Genomic DNA, 11,850 nt, shown 5'->3' with positions numbered 1-11,850 from the left:
ACATTTATGAGGAAAGGCTAATTATGGCAATTATCAATATGGTGGATTTAGATCTACAAAATAAGCGTGTGCTTATTCGTGAAGATTTAAACGTACCCGTTAAAGATGGCGTAGTCACTAGTGATGCTCGTTTACGTGCAGCATTACCAACAATTAAACTTGCACTTGAAAAAGGTGCTGCTGTAATGGTGATGTCTCATTTAGGTCGCCCAACTGAAGGCGAGTTTAATGCTGAGTTTTCATTACAACCAGTAGTGGATTACCTGGTGAAAGCACTTGATTGCCCAGTGCGTTTGGCTAATGAATACCTTGATGGTGTTGATGCTAAAGTAGGTGAAGTTGTTGTTTTTGAAAACGTACGCTTCAATCCTGGGGAAAAGAAAAACGACGAAGCCTTAGCAAAGAAAATGGCTGCTTTATGTGATGTATATGTCATGGATGCCTTCGGTACAGCTCATCGTGCCCAAGCTTCAACCCATGGTGTGGGTGTATATGCGCCAATCGCATGTGCAGGCCCGTTATTGGCTCAAGAGTTAGATGCATTAGCTAAAGCCATGGATAATCCTGCTCGTCCATTAGTGGCGATTGTTGGTGGCTCAAAAGTATCCACTAAGTTAACGGTACTTGAAAGTTTATCTACTATCGTTGATCAGCTTGTTGTCGGTGGCGGTATTGCTAATACTTTTATCGCTGCAGCGGGTCACAATGTGGGTAAATCATTATACGAAGCCGATTTACTTGATGAAGCAAAACGTCTGGTTGCCAATGCGCAAAGCCGTGGTGCAGATATTCCTGTGCCTACGGATGTCGTTGTCGCGAGTGAGTTTAGCCCAACAGCAACCGCAACGCTAAAAGCGGTAAGTGATGTATCTGATACCGATATGATTTTTGATATTGGTCCAGATAGCGCAGAAGCCTTAGCTAAAATTATTGAACAGGCTGGCACCATTGTGTGGAATGGCCCGGTTGGCGTGTTTGAGTTTGATCAATTTGGTAAAGGTACAGAGCGCATCGCGATGGCGATTGCAGAATCAAAAGCCTTTTCTATTGCAGGCGGCGGTGACACGTTAGCGGCAGTGGATAAATACAATATCGCAGATAAAGTTTCCTATATTTCAACTGGCGGTGGCGCTTTCCTTGAGTTTCTTGAAGGTAAAAAGCTACCTGCTGTTGAAATGCTAGAGCAACGTGGCGCAAAATAAGCGTTAAGCGATAAAATAATAATTATTAGAAAAAACCGTTCCTTAAACTGCAGTTCGCAGTTTAAGGAATATAAAAATCCATCCAAAACATAGCGACCTAGGTGATTAATCACCCTATAATTGGAGAACAAAATGGCTCTTATCTCTCTACGACAAATGCTAGACCATGCTGCAGAGCATGGTTATGGTGTTCCTGCTTTCAACGTAAACAACCTTGAGCAAATGCGTGCGATTATGCAAGCTGCTGAAGCGACAGATAGCCCTGTTATCGTACAAGCATCAGCGGGTGCGCGTAAGTATGCTCGCCCTCAGTTTTTAAAATATTTGATGGCTGCTGCGCTTGAGCAGTATCCAGATATTCCAGTGTGTATTCACCAAGATCACGGTACAGATCCCGATATTTGTCAGCGTTCTATTCAGTTGGGTATGTCATCAGTTATGATGGACGGCTCATTAATGGCTGACGGTAAAACTCCTGCATCTTATGAGTATAACGTTGATGTGACTCGTCGTACTGTCGCTTTTGCTCATGCTTGTGGTGTGTCAGTAGAAGGTGAAATTGGCTGTTTAGGTAGCTTAGAAACAGGCATGGCTGGCGAAGAAGATGGTGTCGGTGCAGAAGGTATTTTAAGCCATGATCAACTGTTAACCACACCCGAAGAAGCGGCACGTTTTGTGGCCGATACCCATGTTGATGCTCTTGCGATAGCAATCGGCACTAGCCATGGCGCTTACAAGTTCAGCCGTAAACCTACCGGCGATGTATTGCGTATTGACCGCATTAAAGAAATCCATGCACGCATTCCGAACACTCACTTGGTTATGCATGGTTCATCTTCGGTCCCACAAGAATGGCTGCAGATTATCAACCAGTACGGTGGTGCTATCCCTGAAACTTACGGTGTTCCTTTAGAGGAAATTGTTGAGGGTATTAAGCATGGCGTGCGTAAAGTGAACATTGATACTGATTTGCGCTTAGCATCAACAGGTGCAGTGCGTAAATTCTTAGCGGAAAACCCAGCAGAATTTGACCCTCGTAAATTCTTAAAAGCGTCTATGGAAGCAATGGCTGACATTTGTACTACGCGCTATGAAGCATTTGGTTGTGCGGGTATGGGGTCAAAAATTAAGCCTAAGTCTTTACAAGCTATGTATAAAGCCTATCAATCAGGCGAGTTAGACCCAAAAATCAATAACTAATCTTCAGTTAATGATTGGTTAAGTGTTTATCTTCTGAGTATTAGTTGATGTTAAAGCCCGGTTAACGTGAGTTAAGCGGGCTTTTTGTTGGGTTAATTTACATGAAAGTTTACTACCAAGTCTGTTGTATTTTTATACAAAATGGCGCATCATCGCCGCCTTCAAAATATCGTCCCCAATAGGCTAATCGCACAACCGTTATGGCGTGATATCGTGCTAGTGGCTTTGGCACAATGTAGTTAAATTTCTTTTTTTTATATCGTTAAAGTGACTTTGTTATGCAAACAACGACAGATAAACCCCTCAAACTTTTTGCCCTTACGTGGCCATTGTTCATTGATTTTGCGTTGCATTTTCTGACAGCTGCGTTAAACACATTTATGATCAGCCACGTGTCTTACCAAGGCGTTGCGGCATTATCTGTTGGTAATATGGTATTTGAGTTGGCTATTACCCTATTCAGTTTTGTCAGCATAGGTGCCAGCGTGGTTATTACACAATACTTAGGGGCTAAGAATAAACAAGCTGCCAGAGATGTAGTTTACTCATCGATTGGATTTAATTTAGGGGTGGGCGTTGTTGCTGCATTAGGGATCATTACCGGCGCAAGTACCATTTTGTCTTTAATGAATTTACCTGAGCATCTATTGGTCGACGGTAAGTTGTATTTGCAAATTGTTGGCTTGTGCTTGATACCTGAAGCCATTGCTATGTGCATTGCAGGAGCGATGCGTGCCCATGGGCATACGCAGCAGGCTATGTGGGTTACATTAGCGATGAATATCATTACCTTCAGTGGAAATTTATTACTTTTATATGGCTGGTTTGGCTTGCCTCAAATGGGCGTAGCAGGGGTGGCTATTAGCACTGTGACTGGCCGAATTATTGGCATGTGCATTATGTTATTTTTGTTTGTTCGCTATACCAGCATACGCCTACATATTCCTTCAATTGTTAAGCCTCAATGGAAAATGCTTAAAAAAGTGTTCCATATTGGTCTGCCTGCAGCCGGCGAAAACTTGTCTTGGATGTTGCAATTTTTGGTGGTGACTTCTTTTGTCGGTTTGATGGGCGATAAAGCGTTAGCCGCGCAATCTTTGTATTTTCAAATCTGCATGTTCATTTTGTTATTTGGTTTGTCTATCGGGATCGGCAACGAAATTATCATTGGTCATTTAGTTGGAGCCAAAGCGATTAAGGCTGCTGAGGCGCAATTATATCGAGCCTTAAAAATTGGCTTGATAGTCACCACTTCCGTTGCGGCGTTAGCAGCGATATATGGAGAATACTTAGTTTCATGGTTTACTGACGAGAGAGACGTACTACAACTGGTTGCGCCTTTGTTCATTTTAACTTTATTTATGGAGCCCGGTAGAACCTTTAACCTTGTGGTAATAAATGCTTTACGCGCTAGCGGTGATGCGAAATTCCCATTTTTTGTTGGCGTGTTTTCCATGTGGTGTATTGCTGTTCCGGGAGCATATTGGTTAGGGGTGCATTTAGAGTACGGACTCGTCGGAGTGTGGACTGCTTTAGCTATTGATGAGTGGGTGAGAGGCCTTGCTATGCTTTGGCGTTGGCGCAGTGGTCGTTGGCAAACTAAAAGTTTAGTTCTGGACCATCCTTAACCCCCTAAAGAATATTCGTTTTCTTGGTAGTGAGTTTTTCATTTTGGTCACTAAAGTGTTAACATGCCCACGATTTTGATGGGATTAATTGTTAAATAAAGGATCAGATAACATGAGAAAGTTGCTATTAACTGCTGCAATATCATTGGTTATGCCATGTACTGCCTTCGCCGGTGCTGATTTTGTCGAGGGTGATAAAACATTTGCTGCAGATGCTGAATTAGGGGCAACCTTAACAACCGGTAATACGGATACTTCATCTTATAAAGCGCGTTTGGACATGAAGCATGAGCTAGGTAATTGGGAAAACCAATACCTATTTGAAGGACTTTATAAAGAAGACACTGATGAAGTCACCGCTAAGCGTTTCTTTGTTGGTGTTCAGGGTGATTATCAAATTAATGATCGCAGCTACCTGTTTGCTAATACCAACTACGAATTAGATCCTTTTACGGGTTACGATTTTACCTCGACGACTTCAGCGGGTTATGGTCATCGATTCATTGATAATGCAGATACTTCTTTAAAAGCGGAAATCGGTCCAGGTTATATCTATCAGCGTTTAGACACTGAAACCGCCCTGATTGAAGGCTATGAGTCTATCGACAGCGTGGTTGCCCACGGCGTGGTAAACTTTGAGACTAAAATCAGTGATTCATCAAAGTTTCAACAGCGTTTTGTTGCCGACTGGGGTGATAAATTAGATGCGCGTTCTGAAACCTCGTTAACAGCGAGTATTGTCGGCGCGTTGGCAATGAAGTTTGCTGTGGTTGTTCGTTATAACAGTGAGCCATTAGAAGGCAAAGAAAGCACTGATACTGAAACCAACATGACACTGCTATATTCATTCTAGTGTGGTTTGAGTCAATTGATAAAGCCAGCGAAAGCTGGTTTTATTGTTTTAACAACAGCAAGCCACTTTCATAGTAACCTTAATTACTGCAGAGTAAGTGTTATTTGCTCTTGCTTGGCACGACTGCTTGTCCCGATGCACTAATTTTGGGGGTGATGTCATTATTCTTGCCAGCAGCATCATCTTGTTCAGGCAAGTATCCCGATAGCTTTTTAGCCAGTACGTTGTAATTGATAGGTTTTAACATATAGCCTGTAACTCCAGCTTGAATTGCTTTAAGAATAATGGCTTGTTCCCCATGAGAGCTGACAATAAAGACATCGGTTTCTAACAGCTTTTCATGAATTCGAATGTTTTTTAATAAATCTAATCCAGATTCACCTTCCATTTCCCAATCGGTTAATACTAAGTGAAAAGGCGATTCCTCATCTGCGGCTTCAATAAGTTTCGTTAACGCTTTTTCAGCACTATTGGCGCTGTCGACTTTTCTAAACCCCATTTCCGATAAAATGGTGCAGGTTATCCCAATCATAGATTCAGCATCATCTACAACCAACACTCGAGGCATAGTCACTGACTGCGGAGTATTTTGAAAGTTATTCAGTATTACTTTTATTTTATTGTGGGCAGATACACGAGTAATAAGCTTGGTTTCAAGTTCTTCTGTTGCATCCAAATTACTGCTTTTAGTAATAAGCGCTCGTTGTTGGTTAATAGAGTCAACCAATATCGCTTTTAAACAATTTGCTTCTTTAGGAGTAAGCATCGTTATTGCGTGCCCTTAAGCGAAAAGGTGGGAAGAGATAGAAAAACGATTGAACTATCAATGTCGCGCTAACATAAGACAGAAGCGATACATTTTGTTGCTTAAGTTATTTATTTTTCGCGCTTAAGTTCACGATTTTTAATTTTAAATAGGTGCACAATGTTGTTTACGTTAAGGGAGAGCGCATTCGATAAAGGCAGTTATTCTGAAATTATTAAACCGTGTGCTAGCGCTCTTTACTTGTATCAAATAACCGAAAAACTGACTTTTGTTGGTTAACCCTTTTAGAGATCATGATATGCAAATTGGCTGCTGTTGGTTTGACCGACAGAACAAACAATTAATTGATCAATCAAAAGACATCTCGTGGCCATTGAATGATCAAGAATATTGGGTGTTGGAACAACTTGTTCTGCATCGTGGGCAGGTTGTATCCATTCATCAGCTAAAGTTGCCAAGTATGCATCGTACTACCATGATAAAAATTGTTGATTCATTCATTCATTTTTTAGGTAAAGAGCATGCTAGTTTGTTAGAGTATATTCCCGACCAGGGGGTTATCCTTTATAAAAATGCCACATCACAACCTTCAAGCTTAATGATGTCTCCTCTAGGCCCTATGTCCTACAGCCAGTATTTAATAGTTATGCTATTGGTCATTGCAGGTTGTGTTTATGCTTACTCTGGCTTATCAACCACAAGTCATATTAAAGCCGATTATTCTGAACAAATTCTGTCAAAACAGGGGGGACTAACCCAGTTATTAGTTTATGCAGCGGATGATGAGCAGGATAAACTAAATGAAAAAATTGATTTTATTGTCAAACATATAAAAAGCTGTGATGCGATAATTTGGCAATCTATTACTTTAGCTTTATCCAGTGACAAACTCAGTTTTAGTCTCGTGATGAAACAGCAAACTGATGCTTCTTGGCTTTATCATAATGTTAAATTGTCCCGCGCATATTTAGATCAAAAGTGGCTAAGCGCAGAATGGCTCAAAGAGGTGCATATCTGTGATTAAACACAGCCGATTTAAGCCATTTAGTCTTAAAGGCGGACTCTTTATTGCGGGAGTTTTATTTACTTTACTAATGATAAAGTTAACCTGGTTTACGGAAATACACATGTATGATGTTCAATGTCAGGCCAGTGCATTTAACTTATCAAAGCAACCTACAGCAGAAATACAGCATGGTGATATGTTACTGCATCTCGTTGAAGAAGGTGGCAGGTTGTCTTTGACATATTATTCAGCATTTGAGGACAATGTTCGTGAGTATGCTGTATTTGAAGGAGAATTATTGGCGTTACATACTGGTTCACTTACCTATGATTACACCTTGAATATGACAGATTATAAATTTTCAGACGTTAGCCACCTGAATGAGTATCTCTTGCATGAACTAAATCTAGACAGTTTGAAAATTGGCCAATTATTCCCCCAAAGTATTCAAGTATTAGATGCCGATTTAGCACGTCACTTCTTGGTGATCAAATTCTCTCCGAGCAACCAATTGTGGGCCTGCAACTTATTGTATTGATACTCAGGCTGAAGATAGTTGCGGGTTAACGTAAATTCATTGAATCCTATAAAAGAATTATTAGAACTATAGTAAGATTAGGCTATCGTAATTGGCAATAGAGTAGCTTTGTGGCAAAGGTTAAAGTTAAACAGGAAGAAGCGCTTTCAGTAAAATTTAGTCACCAAATGGAAACGGGTGATCAACGTTCTTTTGATTTATATTTTTTCTTGCCCAGTGAGATGTGGATTGACAGTAAGACGTTAGATGAAGAAGCCTATTACCATAGTGGAATTGTGGGGCGTCGTTCATATTACTCTAAAGGGCTGCACTTACCTCTAGTGCAATCACGTTTTGCCAGCTTAAATAAACGCACTTTAGAAGAGTTTCGTTTATACCTTAATTTATTTGCCTACCAATTTGCAGTAGCAATTGAGACCGATGCTAAAGAGTTACGTCAAAAATCAGAGTCTCAGGATTTTTACCCTGCACTGAATGATTTAAGTGAACAAGTCGCACAGTTATTGAAGAAATTCCGCCGTAATGAACCGAGTGAAGAAAAGTGGAAATCTTACTTTGAACATGCGGATAATTATCTGTCCTGGTTTTGCGAACAACAACTGCTAAAAACCTTGGCGCATGGACCGCGTAGCGCTGAACACAGTGATATTTCTGAAAAAGTCATTGCGCTATGCCGTAGCGAAAATGATTACCGTGAAGTGGAAAAACGCTACAATTCAACAAGCACTAGACAAGATGCCAATCGTATTTCAAATAAAATGCTGTTGCTACGAAGATTAATTCAACAAGGGGTGGTGTTAAAGGAAGAGTTAAAGCCGCTCGGTGTAGGCTTAAAAAAGTTTGTTACTGGTTTGGCAACTGGCTTAGTTATGTTGGTGGTATCCGCTTTGATATTCAAAGCTCAGGGCTTTTTTAATGGTTTAACCCTGACGTTATTGCTAACACTCGCAGTCATTTATGGGTTTCGTGAAATCTTTAAAGAAGACATTAGAAATGTCATGTGGCGTATCGTTCAGCGCGGTCGTCCACGTTGGAGCAGGATCTTACGTGACACAACAACTCAGGCCGTAGTGGCTAAGCAATTAGTTTGGCTTGAGTTTCTTCGCCCTCAGGACATCCCTAAAAATGTGGCAGAAATTATGAAACATCGTCACAGCCAAAACAAGGTGGATACAACGGTGTTGCATTATCGTATTGCCACCAAAGTAACCAATAAACCCTTTGAGGCGGGGTACTCGCAAATTCAGGAGCAAGTTAACTTTAACCTTGTGCCGTTTGCTCGTCATCTTGAGCGTGGCAAAGCAAAGATTTACCACGAATCTGATGGGAAAATTAGTAATGAGTCGGTTGAACGTCGCTATCAACTCAATTTAGTCGCGGTACTGAAAGACGGTAAAGCACCTGCAGAATATGCTCGATTTAAAGTGACTATGAATCGCTCAAGCATTATCGAAATCACCGAAAGCAAGTTACCCGACAACATAAATCCATTCACGATTGAGCAGGACTAATAGCCGTTTAGTACATACTTGTATTGCCAAAATCGAAGGTTGATGTTCGGGTAAATGCCTGACAAATATTTTGATCGCCAGATTGCTTAGCACGTTTAAGGGCGACATCCGCGTTAGCTAGATACTGCTCTAAACTTTGTTTTTCTAAATAACCCGCAATCCCAATGTTGATGCCTTCATCTAACTGATGACTGGCTAGATTTTGGAGGGTTTTTATAGCAAATAAGTGTGTATGAGTGGCATCTGTTTTGGGTAAAAATAGCACTAGTTTACCTAGCTGCAAATGGGCTAATTGATAACTGGGTGGCAAATCAATTAACAACTGAGTTTCAATATCCTGTTGTCGTTTTTCTAACTGGCTAATATCACCCATATTATTGAAAATACCTTCTGGGTTGATATCCATCACCATCAAACTTGAGCTGAACTTAATATTTTCACTGGTATTATTAAAATGGTTTTCTAAATCAACCATTCTCATCACCATATTGCTCTTTGATGACATGATTTCCGGACTATGCATAGGCGCTGGGGCGTTGGTTTCAACCGTAAAAATCAAGTATTCAATATCGCCTTCTAAGGAAAGGTGGCCGTTAATGGTGACTTTTAAGTTTTTATTGAATCGGCTTTCTTCAAAAGGTGACACCTGACCTTGCCACTCACCTTGAAGAGTCACTTGGGTTAGGATATTTCCCCAGACATTGCTAATTTCATGACCCAGTAGTGCGACTATATCAAGTTGATGATCGCCATGTAATTTCATTAATCCATCAAAACAATGGTTACAGCTAATCATTTTACCTTGTGCATCTGTCAAGGCTGCTGCGATAGCACCATCACTGAGCAATTGATTTAAAAATGCCAGTTGACGACTCGCTACTAATTCACTGATGTCGTTAAACACCACAATCCAGTAATGTTCAGACGGCGATAAAGACTCTCGATGAATATGAATATTAATTTGGTGGTTGTCGTCATCTAAGCCTATGCAGCCAGACCAACACTGTTTTTCATAGAGAATATTGGTAATTTCATTAAATTTATCATCGGTAAGATTTAATACCCGCTGTAAACTACGGTCCGTTAAGGTTTTTAATTGGTAATGTAAAGAGTTAGCTGCACTTTCATTAATGCCTAAAATCCTTCCGCTGTCGTTCGTAATCGCGTAGCTCAGCTCGGTATTGAATAAGCCATTGGATAAACGAATACTATTGTGCCGTGCTTTGCGCTCCATTAAGTAGCGATAGCGGAACACGATTAATCCCACCCCGAGTAAGGCAATAAAAATGCTGGCGATCACTAATACAATGGTCCATTGTTCAAAACGCGTGGCGATATCTTGATGGCGAATATACGACAAGAAGAAATACTCCCGCTTGGTTTCATTTTGACCTGTTAGCTCAACTTTTAAATATACAAAAGTGGAGTTTTTACTGTGATATTGGCCAAAATTATTCATCGCCATTGATTGCCATAGCTCTGGATGAGTCTGCTTTAAGCTTGCCCCTAAAGTATCAGGCATGTTGGTGAGCGGATTTGACTGGTTCGCACCTGCATACAAAAAGCTTTGATGGTCCAAGAGTAAAAGCGGTGAATTAGGATTAAAAAACGCTGGTTTAATCGTGTCCAATAAACGCGTAACAGAGTTGTAGGTGACCAAATAGCCATTAATCGATTGATCAGGATTCTCTAACCAGGCCAATTGAAAAATATAAGGTTCCAACTTGCCATCTATAGGAATAAAAGCCATATCAGAAGAGAATATTTCACCTCCGCCCATCGCACTCCTCCCTTTTAATAATTTAGGAGGAAGTGTCAGTCCTTCAAAATTACTTGAGGTAGCAAATTTAAGTTTGCCTTGCGGATCGTAAAGCGCTAAACCGAGTAGTTCAGGAATATGCTTAGTGAGTGAGTCCCAACTTTGAAACAGCTTTTGTTTCTGTTCTTCGCTTGGGCTTGATAAATATTGGCGCAGTAATTCACCGTTGGCAAAGGTTTGAGTTCTAAACTGTAAAAAACTCATTTTGTCAGATGCTAAAGACGCAACCGTTTGCAGCTCGCTATAACGCTGACCTGCCCAGTCTTCTTGTAGTCTACGCTCTCCCATATTAATAATCATATTAGTCGCAATAAACAGACCAATAATCAGTAATATGATTTGGCTTGCGAGCGATAAAATATGAGTGCGAGACCAATGTATATCTTGGACTGAAGCAATGAGCGGTATTGCACTTGAAATGGTGTTTTTTCGTTTAAACATTGCGCCAACTTTGTTTGTAAAAATTTCGCCAAATTACACTTATGTGAAGCGGACGCTAATATTAGCATGAATTGTTTAACTAAATAATACTCCCCTTTTGTTTATGATGTTATTCAAATTAAACTGGGTTTACCCGACCACATCAAGTTGTCGCTCAGTAAAGTGACATCCGGCATTCATCGCAATTTGGCGGCAGTGTTCTATGTCGACTTCAGTTAAGCCATTAATTGCACTCACAGAGACTGATTTGATGTGTTGGGGCGCAAGGTTGATAAAGTCACGTACCGCAGCATAAGCGTTTGGCAATTTAGGCTGGCAATGTTTTATATAGGCCGCTTCTGTATCGGCATTAAGTGAAATTGACATGGCATCAATACACTTTGCTAGCTCAGGTAAAATATTACGTCGATGAAATAAATTGCCTAATCCATCGGTGTTAAGTCTGACTTTAGCGCCACGTTGCTTAAGCTCAGTTGCGACCGTTAGCAAAGTATCTAAGTTGAGTGTCGGCTCACCATAACCACAAAATACGTATTCTTCAAATGCCTCTACATCACCTAATAACGGTAAAATATCATCAGCATGAATGGTTTTACTCAAGGTTAAATCATATTCTGCCACCTGTTTGCTGCCATTATGTTTAGGGCAAAACTGACAGCGTAATGTGCAACGGCTTGTCAGGTTAATATAGCGGCTTTGACGAATATCATACACTAAGGTGTTATCAATAATTGAGTCTGTAGATTGAGTCGATTTCATAAGATACAAGAATAATGGGTGACGATTAATCATACTGTATTTGATGTATAGTGAATGTTGGTCAGATCTCAGAACTTGAAAACAAAAACAGCGCTAAATTAAGCGCTGTTTTTAAAGTTGAAGTTAA

Annotated in this window: 10 protein-coding genes; 7 read left to right on the top strand and 3 right to left on the bottom strand. The window is 40.5% G+C overall.

Annotated features, from left to right (window positions below):
* Positions 1-23: 23 nt before the first annotated feature.
* The 4 genes from ORI98_RS10360 to ORI98_RS10345 all read left to right on the top strand — a co-directional run bounded on the left by ORI98_RS10360 (position 24) and on the right by ORI98_RS10345 (position 4,883).
* On the top strand, positions 24-1,202 hold the full coding sequence (locus ORI98_RS10360; RefSeq protein ID WP_261299092.1) for a phosphoglycerate kinase: 1,179 nt from the start codon (positions 24-26) through the stop codon (positions 1,200-1,202).
* 132 nt (positions 1,203-1,334) lie between these two features.
* The gene (gene fba, locus ORI98_RS10355; RefSeq protein ID WP_188840755.1) at positions 1,335-2,402 is read left to right on the top strand and encodes a class II fructose-bisphosphate aldolase; all 1,068 of its coding nucleotides are present in this window, start codon (positions 1,335-1,337) and stop codon (positions 2,400-2,402) included.
* Between the two features lie 278 nt (positions 2,403-2,680).
* The gene (locus tag ORI98_RS10350; protein WP_306135166.1) at positions 2,681-4,030 is read left to right on the top strand and encodes an MATE family efflux transporter; all 1,350 of its coding nucleotides are present in this window, start codon (positions 2,681-2,683) and stop codon (positions 4,028-4,030) included.
* Between the two features lie 112 nt (positions 4,031-4,142).
* Positions 4,143-4,883: a DUF481 domain-containing protein gene (locus tag ORI98_RS10345; protein WP_306135165.1), complete on the top strand. Its 741-nt coding sequence runs from the start codon at positions 4,143-4,145 to the stop codon at positions 4,881-4,883.
* A 100-nt stretch (positions 4,884-4,983) separates the two neighbouring features.
* Here the strand turns inward: ORI98_RS10345 and ORI98_RS10340 are convergent, their stop codons facing one another.
* The gene (locus ORI98_RS10340; RefSeq protein WP_306135164.1) at positions 4,984-5,649 is read right to left on the bottom strand and encodes a response regulator; all 666 of its coding nucleotides are present in this window, start codon (positions 5,647-5,649) and stop codon (positions 4,984-4,986) included.
* Positions 5,650-5,947: 298 nt separating this feature from the next.
* Here ORI98_RS10340 and ORI98_RS10335 point away from each other — a divergent pair, with 298 nt between their 5' ends.
* The 3 genes from ORI98_RS10335 to ORI98_RS10325 all read left to right on the top strand — a co-directional run bounded on the left by ORI98_RS10335 (position 5,948) and on the right by ORI98_RS10325 (position 8,704).
* A complete protein-coding gene (locus ORI98_RS10335; protein ID WP_306135163.1) occupies positions 5,948-6,673 on the top strand; it encodes a hypothetical protein in 726 nt (241 codons plus the stop codon).
* Positions 6,674-6,776: 103 nt separating this feature from the next.
* Positions 6,777-7,193, top strand: a complete 417-nt coding sequence (locus tag ORI98_RS10330; protein ID WP_306135162.1) for a hypothetical protein — start codon at positions 6,777-6,779, stop codon at positions 7,191-7,193.
* A gap of 110 nt (positions 7,194-7,303) precedes the next feature.
* Entirely contained in the window at positions 7,304-8,704 is a 1,401-nt protein-coding gene (locus ORI98_RS10325) for a hypothetical protein (protein ID WP_261299099.1), read from the top strand.
* Positions 8,705-8,711: 7 nt separating this feature from the next.
* Here ORI98_RS10325 and ORI98_RS10320 read toward each other — a convergent pair whose 3' ends face one another.
* Both ORI98_RS10320 and ORI98_RS10315 read right to left on the bottom strand, forming a co-directional pair.
* On the bottom strand, positions 8,712-10,964 hold the full coding sequence (locus ORI98_RS10320) for a diguanylate cyclase (RefSeq protein WP_306135161.1): 2,253 nt from the start codon (positions 10,962-10,964) through the stop codon (positions 8,712-8,714).
* Between the two features lie 129 nt (positions 10,965-11,093).
* The gene (locus ORI98_RS10315) at positions 11,094-11,723 is read right to left on the bottom strand and encodes a TatD family nuclease-associated radical SAM protein (protein WP_261299101.1); all 630 of its coding nucleotides are present in this window, start codon (positions 11,721-11,723) and stop codon (positions 11,094-11,096) included.
* Positions 11,724-11,850 lie beyond the last annotated feature (127 nt).

It is taken from the genome of Shewanella sp. ULN5, assembly GCF_030731885.1.
Classification (GTDB): domain Bacteria; phylum Pseudomonadota; class Gammaproteobacteria; order Enterobacterales; family Shewanellaceae; genus Shewanella; species Shewanella holmiensis.
The sequence above is the reverse complement of the archived record's forward strand: the minus strand, read 5'-3'. Positions and strand labels throughout refer to the sequence as shown.

Excerpts from the sequence above, each read along its gene's own strand:
- fba (WP_188840755.1), top strand. The coding sequence starts at position 1,335 with ATGGCTCTTATCTCTCTACGACAAATGCTAGACCATGCTGCAGAGCAT.
- ORI98_RS10330 (WP_306135162.1), top strand. The coding sequence starts at position 6,777 with ATGTATGATGTTCAATGTCAGGCCAGTGCATTTAACTTATCAAAGCAA.
- ORI98_RS10335 (WP_306135163.1), top strand. The coding sequence starts at position 5,948 with ATGCAAATTGGCTGCTGTTGGTTTGACCGACAGAACAAACAATTAATT.
- ORI98_RS10320 (WP_306135161.1), bottom strand. The coding sequence starts at position 10,964 with ATGTTTAAACGAAAAAACACCATTTCAAGTGCAATACCGCTCATTGCT.
- ORI98_RS10315 (WP_261299101.1), bottom strand. The coding sequence starts at position 11,723 with ATGAAATCGACTCAATCTACAGACTCAATTATTGATAACACCTTAGTG.
- ORI98_RS10350 (WP_306135166.1), top strand. The coding sequence starts at position 2,681 with ATGCAAACAACGACAGATAAACCCCTCAAACTTTTTGCCCTTACGTGG.
- ORI98_RS10360 (WP_261299092.1), top strand. The coding sequence starts at position 24 with ATGGCAATTATCAATATGGTGGATTTAGATCTACAAAATAAGCGTGTG.
- ORI98_RS10345 (WP_306135165.1), top strand. The coding sequence starts at position 4,143 with ATGAGAAAGTTGCTATTAACTGCTGCAATATCATTGGTTATGCCATGT.
- ORI98_RS10340 (WP_306135164.1), bottom strand. The coding sequence starts at position 5,649 with ATGCTTACTCCTAAAGAAGCAAATTGTTTAAAAGCGATATTGGTTGAC.